This is a genomic window from Streptomyces sp. RK9 (assembly GCF_045070545.1).
GTDB lineage: Bacteria > Actinomycetota > Actinomycetes > Streptomycetales > Streptomycetaceae > Streptomyces > Streptomyces alboflavus.
Genome location: NZ_CP173704.1, coordinates 2027731 through 2049318, shown reverse-complemented (window position 1 = coordinate 2049318; position 21588 = coordinate 2027731). Strand labels below are relative to the sequence as shown.

The 21588-nt window shown below is 71.8% G+C and carries 18 protein-coding genes; 10 read left to right on the top strand and 8 right to left on the bottom strand.

The window, feature by feature from the left end; all coding sequences use genetic code 11:
- Positions 1-123 precede the first annotated feature (123 nt).
- From AB6L24_RS29465 to AB6L24_RS29455, 3 genes are all read left to right on the top strand, one after another.
- Positions 124-549 carry a hypothetical protein gene (locus AB6L24_RS29465; protein WP_405660211.1) on the top strand — a complete coding sequence of 142 codons (426 nt, stop codon included), beginning with the start codon at positions 124-126 and terminating at the stop codon, positions 547-549.
- A 187-nt stretch (positions 550-736) separates the two neighbouring features.
- Positions 737-1603: a polysaccharide deacetylase family protein gene (locus AB6L24_RS29460; protein WP_405660210.1), complete on the top strand. Its 867-nt coding sequence runs from the start codon at positions 737-739 to the stop codon at positions 1601-1603.
- 114 nt (positions 1604-1717) lie between these two features.
- A complete protein-coding gene (locus tag AB6L24_RS29455; RefSeq protein WP_405660207.1) occupies positions 1718-2083 on the top strand; it encodes a hypothetical protein in 366 nt (121 codons plus the stop codon).
- A gap of 16 nt (positions 2084-2099) precedes the next feature.
- Here the strand turns inward: AB6L24_RS29455 and AB6L24_RS29450 are convergent, their stop codons facing one another.
- On the bottom strand, positions 2100-3032 hold the full coding sequence (locus AB6L24_RS29450) for a LysR family transcriptional regulator (protein WP_405660205.1): 933 nt from the start codon (positions 3030-3032) through the stop codon (positions 2100-2102).
- Between the two features lie 171 nt (positions 3033-3203).
- On the opposite strand from AB6L24_RS29450, the gene AB6L24_RS29445 reads away from it, so the two are divergent.
- The gene (locus tag AB6L24_RS29445; protein ID WP_405660203.1) at positions 3204-4502 is read left to right on the top strand and encodes an MFS transporter; all 1299 of its coding nucleotides are present in this window, start codon (positions 3204-3206) and stop codon (positions 4500-4502) included.
- A gap of 1 nt (position 4503) precedes the next feature.
- Here AB6L24_RS29445 and AB6L24_RS29440 read toward each other — a convergent pair whose 3' ends face one another.
- Positions 4504-5130: a hypothetical protein gene (locus AB6L24_RS29440; protein ID WP_405660201.1), complete on the bottom strand. Its 627-nt coding sequence runs from the start codon at positions 5128-5130 to the stop codon at positions 4504-4506.
- A gap of 165 nt (positions 5131-5295) precedes the next feature.
- On the opposite strand from AB6L24_RS29440, the gene AB6L24_RS29435 reads away from it, so the two are divergent.
- Positions 5296-5769 carry a winged helix-turn-helix transcriptional regulator gene (locus AB6L24_RS29435; RefSeq protein ID WP_405660199.1) on the top strand — a complete coding sequence of 158 codons (474 nt, stop codon included), beginning with the start codon at positions 5296-5298 and terminating at the stop codon, positions 5767-5769.
- Between the two features lie 514 nt (positions 5770-6283).
- Complete coding sequence (locus AB6L24_RS29430; RefSeq protein WP_405660196.1) at positions 6284-7342, top strand: hypothetical protein; 1059 nt, start codon at positions 6284-6286, stop codon at positions 7340-7342.
- An 18-nt stretch (positions 7343-7360) separates the two neighbouring features.
- Here the strand turns inward: AB6L24_RS29430 and AB6L24_RS29425 are convergent, their stop codons facing one another.
- Together AB6L24_RS29425 and AB6L24_RS29420 are read right to left on the bottom strand one after the other, a co-directional pair.
- On the bottom strand, positions 7361-8548 hold the full coding sequence (locus AB6L24_RS29425; protein ID WP_405660194.1) for a glutathionylspermidine synthase family protein: 1188 nt from the start codon (positions 8546-8548) through the stop codon (positions 7361-7363).
- A gap of 19 nt (positions 8549-8567) precedes the next feature.
- Positions 8568-8900 (bottom strand): hypothetical protein, encoded by a 333-nt coding sequence (locus AB6L24_RS29420; protein ID WP_405660192.1) that lies wholly within the window; start codon positions 8898-8900, stop codon positions 8568-8570.
- Between the two features lie 185 nt (positions 8901-9085).
- Between AB6L24_RS29420 and AB6L24_RS29415 the strand changes: the two genes are divergently transcribed.
- Positions 9086-9934, top strand: a complete 849-nt coding sequence (locus tag AB6L24_RS29415) for a hypothetical protein (RefSeq protein WP_405663407.1) — start codon at positions 9086-9088, stop codon at positions 9932-9934.
- Positions 9935-10013: 79 nt separating this feature from the next.
- Here the strand turns inward: AB6L24_RS29415 and AB6L24_RS29410 are convergent, their stop codons facing one another.
- The 3 genes from AB6L24_RS29410 to AB6L24_RS29400 form a co-directional block, all read right to left on the bottom strand.
- Entirely contained in the window at positions 10014-10541 is a 528-nt protein-coding gene (locus AB6L24_RS29410; RefSeq protein WP_405660191.1) for a hypothetical protein, read from the bottom strand.
- Positions 10538-16957 carry a DNA/RNA non-specific endonuclease gene (locus AB6L24_RS29405; RefSeq protein WP_405660189.1) on the bottom strand — a complete coding sequence of 2140 codons (6420 nt, stop codon included), beginning with the start codon at positions 16955-16957 and terminating at the stop codon, positions 10538-10540. Before AB6L24_RS29405 ends, AB6L24_RS29410 begins: the two co-directional genes overlap by 4 nt.
- Positions 16958-17164: 207 nt before the next feature.
- Entirely contained in the window at positions 17165-17638 is a 474-nt protein-coding gene (locus tag AB6L24_RS29400; protein ID WP_380853995.1) for an RrF2 family transcriptional regulator, read from the bottom strand.
- Positions 17639-17757: 119 nt separating this feature from the next.
- On the opposite strand from AB6L24_RS29400, the gene AB6L24_RS29395 reads away from it, so the two are divergent.
- A complete protein-coding gene (locus AB6L24_RS29395) occupies positions 17758-18498 on the top strand; it encodes an SDR family oxidoreductase (RefSeq protein ID WP_405660187.1) in 741 nt (246 codons plus the stop codon).
- A 149-nt stretch (positions 18499-18647) separates the two neighbouring features.
- On the opposite strand, the gene AB6L24_RS29390 is transcribed toward AB6L24_RS29395, so the two are convergent.
- Entirely contained in the window at positions 18648-20081 is a 1434-nt protein-coding gene (locus AB6L24_RS29390; protein ID WP_405660185.1) for a PLP-dependent aminotransferase family protein, read from the bottom strand.
- A 47-nt stretch (positions 20082-20128) separates the two neighbouring features.
- On the opposite strand from AB6L24_RS29390, the gene AB6L24_RS29385 reads away from it, so the two are divergent.
- Together AB6L24_RS29385 and AB6L24_RS29380 are read left to right on the top strand one after the other, a co-directional pair.
- Positions 20129-20683 (top strand): carboxymuconolactone decarboxylase family protein, encoded by a 555-nt coding sequence (locus AB6L24_RS29385; protein WP_405660183.1) that lies wholly within the window; start codon positions 20129-20131, stop codon positions 20681-20683.
- A complete protein-coding gene (locus tag AB6L24_RS29380) occupies positions 20680-21411 on the top strand; it encodes an isocitrate lyase/phosphoenolpyruvate mutase family protein (RefSeq protein ID WP_405660181.1) in 732 nt (243 codons plus the stop codon). Before AB6L24_RS29385 ends, AB6L24_RS29380 begins: the two co-directional genes overlap by 4 nt.
- Positions 21412-21588: the final 177 nt, after the last annotated feature.

Here is a 21588-nt window from a genome sequence, read left to right as displayed (position 1 = left end):
ATCAGGGCGTTTGTCGGCCAAAGCCGCAAGCGGGGCCCGGGTGCGGCCGATTCTGATCTCTGGGCGCGGGCCCTCCCGCCTGCGCTCACCGATCCGAACCGCCACGCACACCCTGGGGAAACCATGAAGTCATCGACGTACCGTTCCGTTCCGCTGGCCGCAGGGCTCGCCCTCGCCGCGTTCGCCGTCGCCGTCGTACCGGCCACCGCGCAGGCCGAGGCGCGGGCGGCGGCCGGACGGGCCGTCCTCACGAACGCGGACGACGGCCGGACCGTGACCGTGGCCACCGGGGACACCGTCGAGGTCAGGCTCGCCCCCGTCCGCGAGGGCCACGTCAGGTGGACGTGGAGCGTCCCGGACACCGACACCCCCGACGTGCTCCGCAAGACCGGGGGCAGCACCACGCCGGACGGCGGCGCCCGCGCCGTCCTGAGCGCGGACGGCGTCGGCACCGCCACGGTCACCGCGGGAGGCAGCTGCGTCCCCGACCCCGGCTACGCCTGCCCCGCCGTCATCCGGCAGTGGAAGGTCACCGTAGAGGTGCAGTGAACCGTAGAGGTGCAGTGAGGGGCGTACACGCGGGCGTGGAAGGAGACTTGCGGTGACCGTTTGACCCTCACACCAGTGTGAACGTTTGAGGATGTCTGTCGTGGGCGGGACACCCCCGCACACGACGACACCAGACACAGCGGGCAGAAGACCACAGTCCGCCGCGAGCGTTCCCGAGGTGAGTGTGATGGACAACCAGCTCTACGACTACAGCCCCATCGTCGAGCGCGAGCCGATCCAGTGGCCGGGCGGCGCCAAGGTCGCCTTCTACGTCGGGCTCAACATCGAGCACTACGAGGTCGACAAGCCGTCGACGTCGACGTTCCCCGGCACCGCGCACCTCACCCCGGACCCGCTGAACTACGGCTGGCGTGACTACGGGCCGCGCGTCGGCTTCTGGCGCACCCTGGAGACCCTCGACCGGCACCGGGTGCGGGCCAGCGTGCTGCTCAACTCCGATGTGGGCGACCGCTATCCGCAGATCATCCGGGCGGGGCGCGAGCGCGACTGGGTCTGGCTCGCGCACGGCAAGAACAACTCGATCTTCCAGGCGGAGATGGGGGAGGACGAGGAGCGGAAGTATCTGACCGACGTCGTGGAGACGATCGAGCGGACCACGGGGACCCGGCCGCGCGGCTGGATGGGGCCCGCCCTGACGGAGACCTTCCGCACCCCGCACCTCATCAAGGAACTCGGCCTCGACTACGTCCTGGACTGGACGAACGACGACCAGCCCTTCGACCTGAACGTCCCCGGCATGTTCGGGGTCCCCTACTCCGTCGAACTCAACGACATCAACCTCTTCGTCGGCCACAGCACGACCGGCCCCGACTTCGTCCAGATCGTCAAGGACCAGCTCGACCAGCTCCACGCCGACGCGGACGCGGCGGACAGCGGCCGCGTCATGGCCCTCGCCCTGCACCCCTTCGTCATCGGCCAGGCCTTCCGCGCCAAGTACCTCGACCAGGCCCTGGAGTACGTGGTGAACCACCCGGGGGTGTGGGTGACGACTTCGGACGAGATCGCGGAGCACTACCGGAGCACCCGCGCCTAGGGGCGCGGGCGGGACGGGCGGGGGGCGTGCGCTGCGGTGAATCACTCCCACGGACAGGCAGGTGCGGGTCGCGCCTTCTTGTCGGGCCCGCGCCGGTTCGGGACCGTTGCGTTCATGATGAAGCGAACCAAGAGGACGGCCGCCCTGGCGGTGGCGGGCGCCGCACTGCTCATGGCCCCGTTCACCGCCGGGCATGCGGCTGCGGCTGCACCCACCGCCCCGGCCGCAGGCCAGGCCCGCGCCGCCTGCGAGCACGGCGGACCCCACAGCGACTTCAAGGGCACGAGCATCCACATGCGCAACAAGCCCGGCGGCAGCCACGTCGGCTGGGCCAACCAGGGCGACTGCGCCTACTGGTACCAGGCCGACTCGGGCCCGCGCGTCCACTGTCCGGACGGCAGCAGCACCGTCGCCTGGCAGCTCGTCCAGAACAAGCGCACCGGCGTCGTCGGCTACGTCTCGGCGTGCTTCCTGGGCTGACGCCCCGGCACGCCCCTCACCTCGCCCACGCCGGCCGCCACGTGTCCGTGCCGTCGTGGGCGAGCCCTGCGGCGGCGAGGTGGTCGCGGAGCACCGCGAGGCCGGGGTGCGGATTCGTGCCGTACCAGAGCAGCGAGTGCGGGTAGACCGGCGTCGGGTCGCGCAGCGGGATCAGGCGCAGGTCGTGCCCGGCGGGCCACACCAGCGGCGTCCGCTCGCTGAGGAACGTCGCGAGGGTCGTCGACTCCGCGATCGTGTCCAGGAGGTACTCGACGCCGAAGTTCGGGCGGCCCACCGTCTCGATCACACAGCCGAACGTCGCCGCCAGCGCGTCGTAGTACGCCGCCCACTCCGTGCCCGCCGCGTTGCCCGGCATCCAGATCCGCCGCCCCGCGAGCCGCTCCGGCGCGATCACGCTCTCGGCGGCGAACTCGTGCGCGGGCCCCGTGAACAGGTGCATCGGCTCGTCGAGTACAGGCATCGCCTCGATGCCGTCCGGAAGCCGCCGCCCCGGCATGCTCACCGCCCGGAACGTCGCGTCGATCTCCCCCGACTCCAGCGCCGCCACGGCCGCGTCCACGCCGTACAACGTCACGATGTCCAGCTCGACCTCCGGGTGCGCCCGGTGGAAGTCCCGCACCAGGCCCGCCGTCGCCACCCTGCGCCCCACCACGTCCACGCGCAGCGCCCGCTTCCCCGGCCGCACCGACGCCGCCGCCCGCTCCGCCGCGAGCGCGAGCGCCCGGGCGTGCGGCAGGAACGCCTGCCCGTCGATGGTGAGCCGCGCGCCCTTGGGCGTCCGTTCGAACAGCCGCACCCCCAGCTCCTTCTCCAGCGCGGCCACCCGCTTGGACACCGCCTGCTGCGTGATCCCGAGATCGACGGCGGCCTCCTGGAACTGCCCGGACTCGGCGGCGGCGAGGAACGTGCGTACGGCGTTGAGATCCACGGCGACAGCCTAGGGACACAACCAGAGGTTGTGCGGAGGGGGTGGGCCGTTGTTTGCCCCGGGGTGGGGTGCCTCGTTTTGATGCCGGTCGGCGGAGGCGGTCGCGGCGGCTGATGTGGCGGCGGATGTGGTGTGCGGCGGCCGTCGGGACGGCGGAGAAGGAGGCTCGGGATGGGGGTCGGGGTCGTGCGCGAGCGGGTCTCGCTGGGGCGTGGGTTCCGGTGGCTGTGGGCCGCGTACGCGATCAGCTCCTTCGGCACCCGCTTCGCCTTCGACGCGTTCGCGCTCATCGCGGTGCTCGTCCTGCACGCCGGAACGGGACGGGTGGCGCTGCTCTCCGCCGCCGGGCTCGCGGTGGGCGCGGCCGTGGCGGTGCCGCTCGGGCCGTGGGTGGAGCACCGGCGCAAACGGCCCGTGATGATCGCGGCGGACCTCGTCCGGTGCGCGGCCCTGCTCACCGTCCCCGCCGCCTATGCCCTCGGGCACCTCACCTTCGGCCACCTCCTGGTGGTGGCGGTGATCGTGGCCGCCGCCGACATCGCCTTCGGCTCCGCCGCCGGCGCCTGCCTGAAGGCGCTCGTCCCGCCGGAGGGCCTGCTCGCCGCCAACGGCCGCCTGGAGTCCACGTCCTGGACCGCGACCGCGCTCGGGCCACCGCTCGGCGGGGCGGCGGTGGGGGCGTTCGGGCCGGTCGTGACCGTGGCGGCGGACGCGGTCAGCTATCTGCTCTCGGCGGCGGGGATCCGGGCGATCGGCGGGAGTGAGGCGCCGCCCACCGGAACGGACGGGGCAGCGTCATCGCGTACGACCGCGAAAGCGCCCGCCGCCACGGAGAGCGGGCCGCCCCGGCTGCGCGCCCGCGACCTCGCCGACGGCTGGCGCTTCATCCTCGCCGACCCGGCCCTGCGGTCCCTGTTCCTCAACACCGTCCTGGTCAGCGGCCTGATCATGGCGGCGGCCCCGCCGCTCGCCGTCCTCATGCTCGGGCCCCTCGGCTTCGCCCCCTGGAGTTACGGCCTGGCCTTCGCGCTGCCGTGCCTCGGCGGGCTCGTCGGCTCCCGCCTGTCCCCCGTCATCGTCAGACGCCACGGCGAGCGGGCCGTCCTGCGCACCGTGGGGACGCTCCGCGCGTGCTGGTCCGTCGGCCTGGCGTTCGTGCACCCGGGGCCGACCGGGCTCGCCCTCGTCATGGCCGTCGAGTTCGGCCTGATCACCTGCATGGGCGTCTTCAACCCGGTCCACGCCACGTACCGCCTGGAAAGGACCCCGCCCGACCGGATCGCCCGCACCCTGTCGGCGTGGTCCGTCACCAGCAAGGCGACGGTCGCCGCGCTGACCGCCCTGTGGGGGCTGCTCGCCACGGTCGCGGGCCCGCGCGCGGCCGTCGCCGCCGCGGGCCTGCTCCTGCTCGCGACCCCGCTGCTCCTGCGCGGAGCCACGACACCGCAGCGCGCCCCCGCTCAGCCGTGAGCTACCGCACGGCCCACTTGATGGGCTCCTTGTAGTAGCCCTGCGAGTACGTCACGCTCTTGACCTTCGCGGTCGCCGGAATCAGGTACGGCTCGCACACGGTGCGCTGCTCGCCCTTCTTCCAGATGTCGGTGCTGCCCAGCTCCTTGGCGCCGTTGAGGATGTTGCAGTCCTTCGGCGTGCTCGCGAGGGCGCCGATGACGATGAACCGGGTCGCGGGCGCGCCCGCGTCGGTCTCCGCGCCGACGTCGCTCATCGGCTTGGCCTCCTTGATGTCGGGGCCGCCGACGTGCTTGGCCTTCACATAGACCCAGGCGATCTTCTTGTCCTTGTACTTCTTCGGGTCGTCCAGCTCCTTGAGGTCCTCGGGCTTGCCCAGAGCGACCTTCGTCGGCGTGATGGAGAACTTGCCGGTCTTCTTGTAGCTGGTGATCTCCTGCACCGGACCCGGCTGCCCGAGCTTCAGGTTCTTCGGCGCCTCGTCGGCGGCCTTCGACGCGCCGGACTTCCCGTCCTTGTCCGCGTCGTCGGACGAGCCGCAGGCGGTCACCGCGAGGGCGGTGGCCAGGCCGACGGCCGCCAGACCGAGAGACCGGTGGTTCTTGCGCTGCGCGCGCGGAATGCTCATGTGTTTCCCCGTGGTTCCACGCCGTGTCCACCACGGCGCTCTGATCATTGCGACCGCCCATGGTGCCCTGTGGGCCCACGCCCGGCGGCCCCGGCCCCCCTCTCGACGTACGCTCGCGGTGACAGGCAGGCACGGTCCGGCACGTCCCGGTGAGAGGGGAACCCCGTGAGCTTCCGGCAGATCGAGGGCGGCGCCGACGCGGCGGAGGTGGCGCGCACCGACGCCCTCGCCCGCGAGGTCTTCATGGGCCTCGCCAACAAGTGGGCCATCCTGATCGTCAGCTCCCTCGGCGAGGGCACCCGCCGCTTCACCGAACTGCGCTCCGCCGTCGACGGCATCAGCCACAAGATGCTCACCCAGACCCTGCGCGGCCTCGAACGCGACGGCGTGGTCCACCGCACCGTCCACCCCACCGTGCCGCCCCGCGTCGAGTACCGCCTGACCGAGGCGGGTACGGCGCTGCTCCGCACCATCGACGGCATGTGCGACTGGACGCACCGGTACATGACGGAGATCGAGACGGCCCGCAGCCGGTTCGACGCGGGGCAGGGGGAGGGCATCGGGCAGGGGGAGGCCGCCGGGCGGCGGGAGGCCGTCGGGCAGCGGGAGGCCGTCGGGCAGCGGGAAGCGGCCGGGTAGCAGGGCGGCACGCCTCCCGGTATCCCTCAACTCGGGGCGCACAGGGGTGAATTCGCGTCCCGGATCTGGGCAGCACCCGCTACCGGTGCCATCCTGCGCTCACACACTGTGAGGACGTTCCGGTGTGAGGGGGAACGATGCGCTTGTGCCAGGGGATCGTGACCGGGGGCGGCAGGGCCGTGCGCACGGCCGTCTTCGTAATGGTCCTGGGCCTCGGAGCCGCCGCGTGCGGCCACTCCGACGGGCCCGGGGGGAAAGTGCCGGGGCGGCCGGGGGCGACCTCGGGCGCGCCCACGTCGCAGGCGGGCCCCAGCGGGTCCGCCACCGCGTCCGGCACCCAGGACGGCGGCGGGTCCCAAGGGGGCGGCGACCCCGGGGTGCCGCCGGTCAAGCCGCCGCCGACGGACACAGGTCCGGCCGGGGCACCCGGGCCGGGGGTCACCGGGTCGACGCCCGCGCATCCGCCGGAGTGCAGTCCGGGCGCGACTCCGGAAGCCGGCGGGGAGCGGTGCCCGTGGCCGCCGGGCACTCCCGGTCCGGTGACACCACCACCCGGGACGAGCCCGGCGGCGTCACAGGTCGCGCCGGGAAGCGGCAGCGCCTCGCCCGAGGGGGCCTGACCGTGGGCCGTGCGGTGCGGGCGCCCCGAGTGCGGCGAGCACCGGGCGCGGGGCGCTCTCCCGGCGTACGACGGGCCGCCCGCGTCCGCGGCCGCCCCCCGAGCGCCCCGCCGGAAGCTCCCGCCGGCAGCCCCGCCGACCTCATCAACTCCGTCGTCGGCGCCGCCTCGTTCGCGGGCGCCCTCATGCTCTACGCGGGCTACATCTACACCAACGCCTACTTCGGCTACTTCCACCTCGACACCTTCGCCATCGGCTTCGACACCTTCGAACTGGTCGTCCGCAGCCTGAGCCTCGCCGCCCTGCCCGCCCTGGAAGTCCTCGTCCTGACCCTCCTCGTCCCCCACCTGCCCCGGCTCCTCACCGCCCTGCGCGTCCCCGCCCACCACGTCCGCCGACTGCGCGAGGCCGGCCGGGCCGTGGCGCGCGCCCACGCCGTCCTCATCGCCGCCGGAGCCGCCCTGCTGCCGCTGTGGCGGTGGATCCAGCCGTACGCCTGGTCGGCCCCGCTGCTCGTCGCGGCGGGCCTCCTGCTCGGCCGCACCCCCGCCGCCACGCCCCCGGGCACCGCGCCCCCGCCGCCGTGGCGCCGCACCGCCTCGCTCCTGGCCGCGGGCCTCTTCCTGATCTGGGTCGTGGCCCTGGTGGCCGGGGACCGCGGCCGCCACGACGCCCGCCACGACGCCGGGCAACTCGTGCGCCGGGTGGCCGTGATCGTCCTCAGCACCGACCGCCTCAGCTTCGCCCCGCCGGGCCCCGCCGTGGAGGACCTGGGCCGCGGCACCCACTACCGCTACCGCTACAGCGGCCTGCGCCTGCTCGTCGAACGCGACCAGCGCTACTACCTGCTGCCGCTCGACTGGCAGAAGAACACCGACCCGACGTACGTCATCAAGGACGACGACGACGTCCGGATCGAGCTGCACCCCGGCACCCAGCCCAGGCTCGGCTAGCGCCGTGCGAGGCGCACCTCAGAGGATCACATGCGGCAGGAACCGCGCGTACTCGTCCGTGACGAGCCCCGCCGACTCCCGGATCCCGAGCCCCGCGGCCTCGTCCGCGACGACCCACGCCCCGAGCACGACGCGATTGCCGTCGAAGTCGGGAAGGGGCGCCAACTCCTGGTAGCAGCGGGGCCCTTGGGGCGGACCGGCCGGGGCGGCCCCGGCCGGATGGACGGTCACACCCGCACCTTCCCGCCCCAGCAGCGGCTTGGCCACGTACCCGCTCGTCGTGGCGAGCTCACGCGGCCCGTCCAGATAGGCGGGCAGCAGGTTCGGATGCCCGGGACAGAGCTCCCACAGGACGGCGAGCAGCGCCTTGTTGGAGAGCAGCATCTTCCAGGCGGGCTCGATCCAGAGCGTCGTCCCCGTACCGCCGCCGTTGTCGAGGGTCTCCAGCACATAGGGCGCGAAGCGGTCCGTCGTCAGCCACTCCCACGGATACAGCTTGAAGCAGGAGCGGATGAAGCGCAGGCGCTTGTCGACGAAGCGGCGCGAGAGCCGGTCCCAGCCGATGTCCTCCATGGCGATGGCGTCCGTGGCGAGGCCCGCCTGTTCGGCGGTCTCGCGCAGGTACGCGACCGTCATCAGGTCCTCGCCCAGCTCGTCGCCCGCCGAGTGCGCGAAGTACAGCGGGCCGACGGGCGGCAGCAGCCGGGCCTGGGCCTTCCAGGCGTCCACGAGCCGCTCGTGCAGGGAGTTCCACTGGTCGGCGCCGGGGAAGCGCTCCTCCATCCAGAACCACTGCGGGCTCGCCGCCTCCACGAGGGAGGTCGGGGTGTCCGCGTTGTACTCCAGGAGCTTCGCGGCGCCCGTGCCGTCGTAGCGGAGGTCGAATCTGCCGTACAGGGAGGGGAGTTCGGCGCGCCGGTGCCAGGCCTCGGTGACGAGGGCGGCGAGGCGCGGGTCCGTGATGCCGAGGTCGGCGAGGCGGTCGCGCTCGACTAGGTGGGCGGCCGCGGCCAGGCACATCGCGTGCAGCTCCTCGACGACCTCCTCCAGGGCCTCGACCTCGGGCAGGCTGAAGACGTAGTACGCGGACTCGTCCCAGTACGGGCGCAGTTCGCCGTCGGGGTGGCGGGTCAGCGGGTAGATGAGGCCCTGCTCCTCGACGGTCTGCTGCCAGCCGGGGCGGGGCGTGAGGGTGCGGCGTTCCATGGCGCGACGCCCTCGCCGCTCAGCCGCCGCCGGAGCCGGAGCAGCCGAAGCCGTCCCGGTCGACGGCTTCGCTGCGGCTGAAGGTGCCGTCGTCGGCGTAGCCGCGGCGGACGTCGGAGTCGTAGTACCAGTCGGCGTCGCCCTTGCCGTAGGCGCGAGCGCTGCCGCCGCTCCTGCACAACTGGTCGCTGACGACCCGGTACCCGCTGAGCACGTCGTAACTGTCGCGATCCACGCACCGCTTGTCCGGCTCGGAGCCGCAGGACGTGAGGGCGGCGGCGAGGACGCCCATGGAACCGAGGGCGACGGTGCTTGACCGCACCCGTCGCCGCTTCTGTATGTCTCCACCCATGACTTCCCGCTCCCCCGTTGCCACTGCCGTTGCCACTGCCGTTGCCACTGCCGTTGCCACTGCCGTTGCTACTGCCGTTGCGTCTGCGAAACGTACCGACGACGCAGGGTAGATGACGACGCGGCGCGCCCCGCCGACGGGTCGCTCGACGCTCCCTGATCTACTGTCCTTTCGTGTCTCTTGGGATGATTTGCGCGCTCGGTTCAGCAGTCTGCTTCGGTACGGCGTCGGTGCTCCAGGCGGTCGCCGCGCGCGCGACCGCGCCCGGCACGGGCTCCGGCGTCGACCCGGCGCTGCTCCTGCGCGCCGTGCGGCAGTGGCGGTACGTCGCCGGGCTCGCCCTCGACGGCCTCGGCTTCCTCCTCCAGATCGTCGCGCTGCGCTCGCTGCCCATCTACGCGGTCGGCGCCGCGCTCGCCGCGTCGCTCGCCGTGACGGCGGTCGTCGCGGCGCGGCTGCTGCGGGTGCGGCTCAGCGGGACGGAGTGGGGCGCCGTCGGCGTGGTGTCCGCGGGCCTCGCCATGCTGGGGCTCGCCTCGGGGGCGGAGGGCGACGAGGCCGGGTCGACGGCGCTGCGGTGGGTGATGCTGGCCGTCGCCGTCGCCGTGCTCCTTCTCGGCGCCGCGGCCGGGCGGCTCCCCGACCGGGGCCGGGCGCTCGCCCTCGGCCTGGGCGCGGGCTGCGGCTTCGGCGTCGTGGAGGTCACGGTCCGCCTGATCGACGACGTGTCACCGGGGGCGTTGATCGCCAACCCGGCGACGTACGCCCTCCTCATCGGCGGCGGCGCCGCCTTCCTCCTCCTCACCTCCGCCCTCCAACGCGGCTCGGTCACGGCCGCCACGGCAGGCATGGTCATCGGCGAAACGATCGGCCCCGCCCTGGTCGGCGTGGTCTGGCTCGGCGACCGCACCCGGGAGGGCCTGGGCTGGCTGGCGATCCTCGGCTTCGCGGTGGCGGTGGCGGGGGCGCTGGCACTCGCGCGGTTCGGGGAGGCTCCGGAGGGGGTGCCTGCGGGGGCGGGGGTGGAGCGGTAGCCCTCGCGGGCAGACAGGCAGGCGGGGCGGTGAGGGGGCTGATCCCCTCACCGCCCCGCCCCGCGTCACGCTCCGCGCGTCAGTCGGAGTCCACGCTCGGCGTCCGCCCCGGGAAGTCCGGCGGCAGCCCGTCGGGCGGCACCGCCCCGGAGACCAGTCCGGCCAGATACTCCGTGAGGCCGCCCCGGAACTCGCACCAGTCGTCGTTGCGCCCGCTCACGAGGATCGTCCAGGTGTCGGGGCCCTCGTCCGTGGTCCTCCAGTAGAAGAGGTCGCCGTCGGAGGAGTCACCCCAGGGCAGCAGCCCGCCCGGCTCGGGGTGGGGCACGTACCCGTGCGACCTCCCCGCGTCCCGCCGGTCCCGCAGCGCGTCGAGCAGTTTCCGCGTCCCGGAGATGAAATAGCGCTCTTCACCCGGGGCGGGGATGTGAATCGAGAGGAAATCGTCGATGGCGAGCGCGGGATACTTCTCGGACAGCTCCGTGAAGTCCGAAGGAAGCGCCGTCCCGAGTGCTTCGGAAATCCCTTCCCAATCGATGGCCCGGGTGGCCGGCGCACGATGCCGCAAGAGCTCGGGGAGCTCCTGCTCCAACTCTTGGACGCTCAACAGGTCACCTGCTTTCCTGGCTTGTTCTGCACGGTCTCCCTGAAGAGCAGACCGTTCGGAGTCGAGGCTGTCATGGTGATGGACGTCGGAAGGTTCTGACGTCCGTTCCCGTAGTGCAACTGGCCAGAGTACATCACCGGTTGACCACTGCTGAGCGCCGACGCCATGTCGTCCTCACAGGCCTTCATGCCCTCTTGGTTCATCTCTGCGTATCCGGTGAATACGTTCTCCCGCCTCCATTCTCCGTGGAACCGGTCACCGATGATGTGGGACCGATTGAATATCCACAGACCGTCCCTGTCCCTTTTCCCCACATAGCCGGGCGGCTCGGTCAGGGACCTGGGGCGAGGGCTCCTGCTGTTCGGTGCCTTGAGGTCCTCCGGGCAGATCAGGGCCGTCGCCCCCGTGGGCGCCCCGTCCTTGAGCGGCTGGTAATTGAAGCGCTGCGACCGGGAATCCGAGCCACAGCGCTGCTCGGGCGTTCGGCGTCCCGAACCGGCCCCGCCCTGGGAATCCTCTCCGAACACCGCACTCGCCGCCCGGTCCACAGCCGAGTCGATGGCCCGGTCCACCGGATTCTGGTCGAGGACGCCGAGGATCCTGAGCAGACTGAAGCCGTTGCTCACGGGATTGCGCTTCCCCACGAGCTTCGCGCCGCCCTTCGCGGCCTCCTTGAAGCCGTTCGTCAGGCCTTCCCGCATGCCCTTGAAGGTGTTGGTGATGCTGGGGATGCCGAAGTCGTGGCCGTCGAACTCCAGGAACGTGGTGGGGTTGCCTCCTGCGAACGCGTACCGGTTGCCCGTCAGCGGGTCGGATCCCAGCTCCATGTCCGCCAGCGCCCCGGTGTACATGTCCCGGGTCGTGAAGCGGTTGAGTCCGGGGCTGTAGTCCCGGAAGCCCATGTCGTAGGTCCCCGACTCCCCGTCCCACCGCTTGGAGTTGAAGCGGTACGGGTTGTACGACTCCTTCGTGGGGTCGGTGGCCGTGGGCTTGTCGATGCCGGTGAAGTCGGCGGGGTCGGCGTTGCCGTAGGCCGTGTAGCCGTAGGTGGCCTTGGCGTTGCCCTCCTTGTCGGTCAGGGACTCGACGTCGGTGTGGCTGTTGTAGCCGTAGTAGGTGTCCTCGGTCTTGCCGTCGGCGGCGTGCTTGACCTGGGAGAGGCGCTCGCCCCACGGGCTGTACTGGTAGGACTTCGTCAGCTTGCCCGCGACGTCCTCGCTGAGGACCTCCCCGGACATGCCCAGGTAGTTGAAGTCCGTCTTCTTGCCGCTGGAGTCCGTGCGGTTCGCGGTGCGGTCCAGCGGGTCGTAGGCGTACGTCGTGGCCTTCAGGGCACGCGACCCGCCGCCGTCCTTCTCGTGCCGCTTGACCCGGTCGAAGCCGTCGTACGTGTTCCGCTCCACCACCTTGCCGCCGCTCGTCACCGTCTCCTGACGGCCGAAGGGGTCGTACTGGTACCAGGCTTCCGCGCCGCCCGACGCCGCCTTCAGAAGCCGGTTCCGGTCGTAGCCGTACGTGGTCGTCTTCCCCTTCACCGTCTGCGAGATGACGTTCGCGTTGTCGTCGTGGACGTAGGTCTCCGTGCCCGCGCCGTCGCCGGTGCGGGTCGACTTCGCGAGGCGGTCGGCCGGGTCGTAGGTGTAGTCCGTTGTGGACGACAGGTACTTCGAGGCGTCGTCGGCGTTCATCTTCTTCGCCTCGTCCCGCGCCTTGTTGCCGTTGGGGTCGTAGGCGTAGGTGTGCGAGGAGACGAGGGTGCCGTTGGGCTTCTTCTCGGTCTGGGACTTGAGGGCGCCGTCCAGGTGGTAGGTGTAGTCGACCGTGTTCTTGTTGGCCTTCGTCTCCTGCTTCTTCTCGCCGCGCCAGGTGTAGTCGTACGACGTGACCTTCGGGGATGTGTCGGACGCGGACTTGCCGACCGAGGCCGTCTTGACGAGTTCGCGCAGGTCGTAGGTGTACTTGGCGTACTGGTCGGGGTGTGTCAGCGTCTCCGGGCTGCCGTTCGCGTCGTACGTGTACGACGTGGCCTTCTTCTCCTGGCCCGCCAGGGCCTCCACGACCTTCTCGACCTGGTTCAGGCCCGTGTAGGAGATCGTGTACGCGTCGACCTTCGTGCCCGTGGACTTGTCGTCGATCGACGTGAGGTTGCCGTTGACGTCGTAGGCGTACGCGAAGCGCTTGTTCTCCGTGTCCGCTTCCGCCGAGGCGTCACGGACCAGTTTGACCTTGGAGGCGCCCGCGGCGGTGAGCGTCGTGATCTCGTTCTTCTCGTAGGACTTCGTGGACAGCTTCACCCAGCCCTTGCCGTCACCCGTACGGTCCGCGTACGCCGTGTACGTCCCCGACTTGGGGATCGGCAGCTTCCACCCGGCGCTCCCGCGCTTCTGGGCCGCCTCCCCCAGGACCTCGTTGCGCCCGACCGGGATCCCGTCGTCGTCGAGGGACTTGAGCTTCCCGTCCGGGTAGTGGCCCCAGCGCATGGTGCGGCTGGACGAGCCCGCCGCCGAGGTGAGCTGGCGGGCGCTCTGCTGGCCGAGCTTGTTGTAGTCGTAGGTCGTGGTGATGTTCCACGCGTCCTTGGACGACTTCACCCAGCCGTTGTCGTAGTACCCGTAGGTCGTGTCGTTGCGGGTCTGCTCGCCCTCGGACGGCGGCATCGAGACCTTCTCGACCCGGCCCACCGCGTCGTACGTCGTCTCCGTCCAGACCTTCCGGTTGTAGCGCGGGTCCTTCGGGTCGTACGGCTGGATCTGCCGCTTGGGGCGGTTGAGTTCGTCGTACGTGGTCTCGGAGACGAAGGCGTCCGGACGGTCGGCGGCCACGCTGCGCGGCGTGAACACCTTGATCCGGTTGCCGACCTCGTCGTAGCCGAACTTCGTCGTGCGGAGCGTCTTGTCCGCGTGCGGGACCTCGGTCACGGCGAGCTTGCCGCGCTCGTCGTAGTGGTTCCTCGTGGTGTTGTTCTCCTGGTCGGTCGCGGACACGACCAGGGAGTCCTTGTCGTACGACTGCTTCGTCGTGCGCCCGGCCGCGTCCGTGACCGCGACGACGCGGTGGTTCATGTCGTAGTCGGTCTTGGTGGTGTAGTCGTCGGGGTCGGAGGTGGCGTTCTTCTTCGGGTCGATGACGCGGACCGGGTTGCCCACGCCGTCGTACAGGTAACTGACCTTCTCCTTCTTGGCGTTGGTGACGGCGGTCAGCTGGTAGATCTCGTCGTAGGTGTTCGTGGTGACGTAGTCGTCGGGGGTCGACGGGGTCGCCACGCCCTTCGGCTCCGTCGTCGTGCGCAGGTTGCCGACCTTGTCGTACGTGTAGAGCGTCCTGCGCTCGCCGGACGTGTCCGTGTCCTTGGGCGCGGTGGCCGACGTGACCTGGTCGGCCTTGTCGTAGACGGCCGTCGACACCGCGTCGTTCGGGGCGGTGGACTTCTCGACGTTGTCGTTCGGGTCGTACACGGGCGCCGGGGTCGTGATGTACTCGCCCGCCGCCTGGTCCTTCGGGACCTTCGAGACCAGCGGGCGGCCGTAGGTGTCGTAGGTCTGGGTGGTCTTCTTGCCCAGCGCGTCGACGGCGGCGGTGACCTGGCCGCGCTCGTCGTACTCGGTCTTCGTGACCTTGCTGAGGGCGTCCGTGGTGGTGCGCGGGTAGCCGGACGGCGCGAAGTCCGAGTGGAGGGTGGGGTTGCCGACCGCGTCGGTGGCCTTGGTCAGCTGGCCGTACGCGTCGTAGTCGTACGTCGTCGTGTAGTCGCCGTCCGCGGGGGTCGAGACGCCCTTGGGGTCGGTGACCTTCTTCAGGTTGCCCTTGGCGTCATGGCCGAACTCCCAGGTCCGGTTCTCCGCCGAGGTCTTCTTCTTCAGGTCGGCGACGTAGCCGTCCTCGCGGGTCTGGTACTCGTAACGGGTCGAGTGCGCCGGGGACTTGCCGGGCGCGCAGTCCGCGGCGGGCGGCACGCCGTCCTTGTTCTCCTCCGCCGACCGCTCCCACAGCGGATAGCCGGTCTTCTCGTCGTAGCAGTACGCCGTCTTCGCGCCGTTGTTCTCCTCCAGGAGCGTGACGTTGTTGTCGCCGTCCCAACCCATCTTCGTGTGCTCGGACTTGGCGTTGACGACCTTCACCGGCCGGTCGCCGTCGTCGGTCTCATAGGTGGAGGAGTGCCGCTCGGCGTCGGTGACCCGGGTCTCGTCGCCGCCGCCCTGCCGCTTCTTGTACGCGAAGTCCGTCGTGCCGTCGAGGCGGTCGGTGACCGTCTTCGTGGACCAGCGGTAGTCGGTCTCGGCGGTGACCGAGTAGTCGAGTCCTGTGCTGTGGCCGCGCGGGTCGGTGACCTTCGTCAGCTTCGGGTTCTTGGCGCCCTGCGTCGCGTCGTACGTGAACTTGAAGACCTTGGGCTGCGCCGATCCGTCGCCGTCGGTGAGGCGGCCGAGATGGCCCTTCTCCGTGTAGTGGAAGGCGATCCTGCGCCCCGAGACGTCCGTGACCGACTTCAGGTGGTCGTGGATCCTCGGGTTCCAGAGGTCCTTGCCCGAGGCCTTCTCGCCCTTGTCGTCGATGTACTCGTACGTCGCGTCGCCCGGCCGGTAGTAGTCGAGCCGCAGCGTGGTGCGCGCCGACGGGTCCTTGATCGCGGTCAGGAACTTCACGCGCCGGTTGCCGGAGTCGCGCAGCTCGTACGCGTACGTCTGCGTGTTGCCGTTCTTGTCGACGACCGAGGTCAGATAGCCGTCACAGCCGATCAGGAAACGCGTGCCGTCCGGCCGCGTCAGCGTCCAGGCGTCCGGCACCTCGGGGTCGACGCCCGGCAGGCACGACGTGCGCGCGCCGTCCTTCGCCTTCAGGCGGTAGTGGTACCCGGGCGAGGGCTTCCACTCCCCGCCCCCGTCCTTCCGGAAGATCTGCTGGGTGCCGTCGCCGTCGACGACGTACGCCTCGCCCGGATTCACGTCCGGGTGGAAGTCGAGCACGGCGCCGAGCCGCAGCGGCCCCGACGCCTGCGCCGACCAGCCGTGGCCCAGCTGCCCGTCGGAGGTGTCCTGCGCGTTGTACGTGAAGCGGGCGAAGGTGTTGATGCCGCGGCCCGGGTTGCTGAACGCGTCGTACGACCAGACGGCGTTGCCCGAGCCGACGTTGGACATCAGGGTCGAGCCCGCGCCGGTGTTCTTGCCCGTGTACGCGTGGTACTTCTCCAGGCCGAGCCGGTCCGCCGTCGGGTCCTCGACGGCCGTCGCCTGCGCGAGGCCGCCGATGCCGGGCTTCTGCGACAGCCAGGAGTCGTCGGCCTTGTTGTAGACGTCCCAGGTCAGGGTGAATCCCGCGCGGCGGTTGCCGTCGACGGGCGGGGCCTTGACCTCGGCCCGCACGGTCGCGGACGCGCCCGCCGCGAGGGCCGGGACGTCCGTACGGAGCTGGTTGTCGCCGGACGTGGCGTCCGAGCCGTCCGGGAACGCCCACCGGTAGCTGAGCTGCCGCTCGCCCGCGGGCCAGGCCGACGTCGTCGTGTTGGTGACCGTGACCGTCACGGGATAGGTGTTGCGGGCGGTCATGCGGGTCGGGGTGCCCGGGGCGTAGTAGGTGTCCCAGGGGGTGGGGGTCGCGTAGACGACACTGAGGCGGGCGCGGCCCGGGTCGGCCGCCTCCGCCTTCACCGGCAGGCCCTTGCCGGCCTTCGGGTCCTTGAGCAGGCGGCGGGCGAGGGCCGTGGCGTCCCGGGAGAGGTCCTTGCCGTTCCCGGCCCGCAGGTGGACCCGAGCGTCGAGGACGCGGGCCTTCTTCGGGATCCCCGCCATCGAGAACTCCAGCGCGTCCCGGGCCTTCCCCACGCCCTTGTCCGCCGCCACGACGCGGAGGGTGTGGCCCGCCTTCGGCACGCCCACGCGCCGCACCGGTGAGCCGAGCAGCCGGCCGTCCTTGGTCTTCACCAGGACCCGGTACGCGTAGCGGCGCCCGGTCTCGGTGCGGCTCGACTGCGGAGTCGGCGCGGTGGTGGTGTCCCGGTGGCGTGTGGCCCCCTTGCCGAGGTCGGCCACGAGGGTCGAGGTCGTCGGGCGGAAGTCGGCCTTCGGGGAGCGGTGCAGCTGATAGCCGACGACGTCGCGCCCCTTGGCCTTGGGCCAGGAGAGTTCGGGGCCGGTGGCATGGACGGTCGAGGGGGCCTCGATGGCGGTGGCACCTGCCGCGCCGTAGGTGACCTTCAGGCGCGGCGAGTTGCGGGGATAGGCCCGCGCGGGCGGGTCCTTGGGCGGGGCGGCCCGGGGCGCCGGAGCATCCGCCTGCCCCGTGCCCTGCCCCTGTTCCTGTCTCTGTCTCTGTTCCGGTACGGCGTCGGGCTCCGACGCGAAGGCGACGTGCGGCAGCGCCGTGGCGACCACCGCCGAGATGACGAGGGCGGCTAACGGCCCGCGATGACCAGTTCTCACTGTGCGACTACCTCTCTGCGCTTCCGAATGCGGGCAGCACGGAGTGCCGCCCCGTGGAATTCCAGGAGCAGTGAACGGAAAACTGGGAGGAGTTCTAGACAGGTGTGCGACTGCGGGTCAACTGATCGCAGAAGTCGGGTAGTTGACCTCTCGTCACGACAAGAGCGGAGATCTCGGTCGCACCGGGACCCCCGCCGCGTCCGACGGTCAGGCCGTGCCCGTCAGGAGGCGGCGGGTGCGCTCCGGGGCCCACTCGGGGATCTCGGCCAGGAGGTCGGCGAGGGACACGGAGGCCAGGCTGGCGCGCCACGCCGCGTGCGCGTCGGCCATCTTCGCCGCGATGGGGCACGCCGCCCGGCAGTCCTCGGCGGGCAGCGCGCCGCGCCCCTGCTGCCGGATCTCCCGGCACTCGTACGGAGAGGCCGCGCCGTCCACCGCCTCGACGATGTCGAGCAGCGTGACCTCGGCCGCCTGCCGCGCCAGGCGGAAGCCGCCCCGCGGGCCCGTCGTCGCGGCCAGGACGCCCGCCTTGACCAGGGGCTGGAGCTGCTTGGCCAGATACGCCTGCGGCACGCCGAAGTGGCCCGCGAGCTGCGCCGCCGACGCGGTCGCCCCCGGCTCAAGCTGCGCCAGCGACGTGGCGCAGTGCAACACCCACTCGGTACTCACAGGCAGCTTCATGGCCCCGAGTCTATCTCGGACATCCCAGATCCCGGATATTGCGGATAGATTTAGTCCGAGATACCGTCTCCCCGTCGGCCACGACCGTGCCCGCACCCACCGTCCAGGGGAGAACCGTCATGCGTATCGCCGTCGCCGGAGCCACCGGGAACATCGGCGCCCTCACCACCACCGCCCTGGAGAAGGCGGGCCACGAGGTCGTCCGCATCAGCCGCTCGCTCGGCGTGGACCTGCTCACCGGCGAAGGGCTCGACGCCGCCCTCGCAGGGGTCGACGCCGTCGTCGACACGACCAACTGCACGGCCACCGACCCGGAGGAGACCGTCGCGTTCTTCGGCACCGTCACGCGCAACCTGCTCGCCGCCGAGGAGAAGGCGGGCGTCCGCCACCACGTGCTGCTCTCCATCGTCGGAATGTCCCGCGTCGACGGCAACGCCCACTACGTCGGCAAGCGCGAGCAGGAGCGCCTCGTCGCCGAGGGCCCGGTGCCGTGGACCGTCGTCCCGGCCACGCAGTTCCACGACTTCGCCGAGATGGTGGCCGGCTGGACCGAACAGGACGGCGTCGCCACGATCGCCCCCCTCCTGGTCCAGCCGATCGCCCCCACCGACATCGCGGACGTCCTAGCGGAGATCGCGACGGGCCCCCGGGCGCAGGGCCGCTACGCCGACGTCGCGGGCCCCGAGACCCAGGACCTCGTCGACATGGCCCGCCGCACCCACCGGGCCCGGGGCCGCGAGGTCAAGCTGATCCCGACGTGGTCGGGCATGTTCGGCACGTCGATGGCGGGCGAGGTGCTGCTTCCTGGCGAGGGCGCCCGGATCGCGCCGACGACGTTCGAGGAGTGGCTGGGGCGCTGATCCCGGGGTTGCCGTTCGAGGCCGAGGCGGAGTAGCCCACCCCGCCCTTGAGGCCGAGGCGAGGATTCCCAGCCCGCCCGGCGTTTGAGGGCGAGGCGCGGAGCGCCGACGAGCGGGGGAAAGGGGCGCAGCCCCAGCCGGACCGGAGGTCAGGGCAGGGCGCGACGCAGGGCCGCGAGGGCCGCCTCCCACGCGTGGCCGGGAGGCGTCCCGTACCCCACGACCAGCGCGTCCTCCACAGGCCCCCCGGCCAGCGGATGCCGGAACCGCGACACCCCCTGAAGAGCAAGCCGCTGCCAGTGCGCGGCCCGCACCACAGCCTGCTCCGACCCCGGCGGGAGCCGCACCACCGCGTGGAGCCCCGCCGCGATCCCACTCACCCGGACCTCCGGCGCCCGCCCGGCCAACGCGTCGACCAGCTGATCCCGCCGCCGCCGATACCGCAGCCGCGAGGCCCGCACATGCCGGTCGTAGGCCCCGGACTCCATGAACTCAGCCAACGTCACCTGATCCAGGGAGCTGCTGGCGGCCCCGGCCGCGTACTTCAACTCGGCGACTTCCAGGGCGAGTTCGCTGGGCAGCACCATCCAGGCCAGCCGAAGGCCAGGGGCCAGGGACTTGCTGGCCGTGCCGAGGTAGACCACCCGGTCGGGGTCGAGCCCCTGGAGCGCGCCGACCGGCTGCCGGTCGTAGCGGAACTCCCCGTCGTAGTCGTCCTCAAGGATCAGCCCGTCCGCGCGCCGCGCCCAGTCGACGGCCGCCGCCCGCCGGTCGGGGTGCAGCGGTACGCCCATCGGGAACTGGTGGGCGGGCGTCATCAGGACGGCCCGGTGGTCCGCCAACCCGTCGGTGCGGGTGCCGAGTTCGTCGAAGGCGAGCGGGACGGTGCGAAGGCCGGCCCGGGTCAGCCGCTCCCAGTGGAGGTCGAGGCCGTACGACTCCACGGCGACGCTCCGCAGCCCGCGCGCGTGCAACAGCTCGCCGAGGAGGGTCAGGCCGTGCGCGAAGCCGGGCACGACGACGATCCGGTCCGGGTCGGCGTGCACGCCCCGGGCGCGGGCGAGGTAGGAGGCGAGGGCCGTGCGCAGTTCGACGCGGCCGCGCGGGTCCTCGTAGCCGAGTACGTCGTCGGGGGCGGCGGCGAGCGCGCGGCGGGCCGCCTTCAGCCACTCCGCGCGCGGGAACGAGGCCAGGTCCGGCGTGCCCGCCATCAGGTTGTACAGCGGGGCGCCGCCCGTCCTCGGCGGGCGCGCGGGGGCCACCGGGCGCGGCACCTCGCGCTCGGCGACCCGGGTGCCCGAGCCCTGCCGGGCCGTGAGCCAGCCCTCGGCGACCAGGTCCGCGTACGCGTCGGCGACCGTGTTGCGGGCGACGCCCAGGTCCACGGCGAGCGTGCGGGAGGAGGGGAGGCGGGTCCCGGGGGCGAGGCGGCCGCCCCGCACGGCCTCGCGCAGGGCGTCGGTGAGGCTCTTGCGGACCCCCGAGCGGGCGCCCGTGCCCCCCGTGTCCAGATGGAGGTCGACGCTCCAGCCGCCGTTGCCGGAACCGCTCTCGTCGCCCCGATTGGCCCAGGAATCATCCATGGGAATGGACCATACCTGTGGGCTAATCTCGGCGTAGGTTCGACGGCATGACGACGACCAGTGCGACGAACACGACTCCCCACGCCCACACCGACCGCCTCCCCGAGCACACCCCCCGCCTCAACATGGCCGAGCTGGCCCCCGACGCGTACCGGGCCATGATCCGGCTCGCCGCCGCGGCCAAGAAGGGCGTCGACCCGGTCGTCTTCGAACTCGTCCAGATCCGCGCCTCCCAGATCAACCACTGCGCGTTCTGCGTCGACATGCACACCAAGGACGCGCTCGCCGCGGGCGAGACCGTCGAGCGGATCGTCCAGCTCAGCGCGTGGGAGGAGTCCAAGCACTTCTACACCGCGCGGGAGATCGCGGCGATCGAGCTCACCGAGGCCGTCACCGTCCTCACCGACGGCTTCGTGCCGGACGCGGTGTACGAGCGCGCCGCCCGGCACTTCGACGACACCGAACTCGCCCACCTGATCGCGGCGATCACCCTCATCAACGGCTGGAACCGCTTCGCGGTGACCACCCGCATGGTGCCGGGCCACTACACGCCGGGATCCACCGCGCACCGGCCCGCCGCCGAGGCCGGTGCGGCCAAGTGACCGCCGGCGCCGAGGCGTTCGGGGCGCTGCACCACGGGCGGGCGCCCGGTGATCCGCTGGTCCTGCCCGGGCCGTGGGACGCGGCCAGCGCCCGCGTCTTCGAGGAGGCCGGGTTCCCCGCGCTCGCCACGCCCAGCGCGGGCGTCGCCGCGTCCCTCGGGTACGCCGACGGGGCCGTGCCGCCGCGGGAGATGTTCGAGGCCGTCGGGCGGATCGCGCGGGCCGTGTCCGTGCCGGTCAGCGCGGACGTCGAGGACGGGTACGGGTTGCCTGCCCGGAAGCTGGTCGGGCGGCTGCTCGACGCCGGGGTCGTCGGGTGCAACCTGGAGGACTCCCGGGGTGGTGAGGACGGGGCCGGGGCTCTCAAGGATCCGCGTGAGCAGGCCGACTTCCTCGCCGCCGTGCGGGATGTCGCCGGGGGTGAGCTGTTCATCAACGCCCGCGTGGACACGTACATCCGTGGGGTCGCCGACCTGGACGAGACGCTGCGGCGGGCCCGGCTCTATGTCGAGGCCGGGGCCGACTGCGTCTACGTCATCAAGGCCCCCCTCGACGTGATCCCCGCCCTCCGGGACGGCATCGAGGGGCCCCTCAACTTCGTCTACCTCCCCGGCGGGCCCTCCCCCAAGGGGCTCGGCGAACTGGGCGCCACCCGGGTCACCTTCGGGCCGGGGTTGCTGTTCCGGGCGATGGAGGCGCTGCGGGGGGTGGCGGAGGGGCTGGGGTAGGCAGGCCCTGCGGGGCATTCCCCAATCCCACCCCTTCCCGAACCCGGGGGCTGCGCCCCCGGACCCCCGCAATCGGCGCTCCGCGCCTCGTCCTCAATCGCCGGACGGGCTGGAAAATCCAGCCCCTCCGGCGATTGAGGAGCGGGGTCTGGGGCGGAGCCCCAGTTTCGGGAAAGG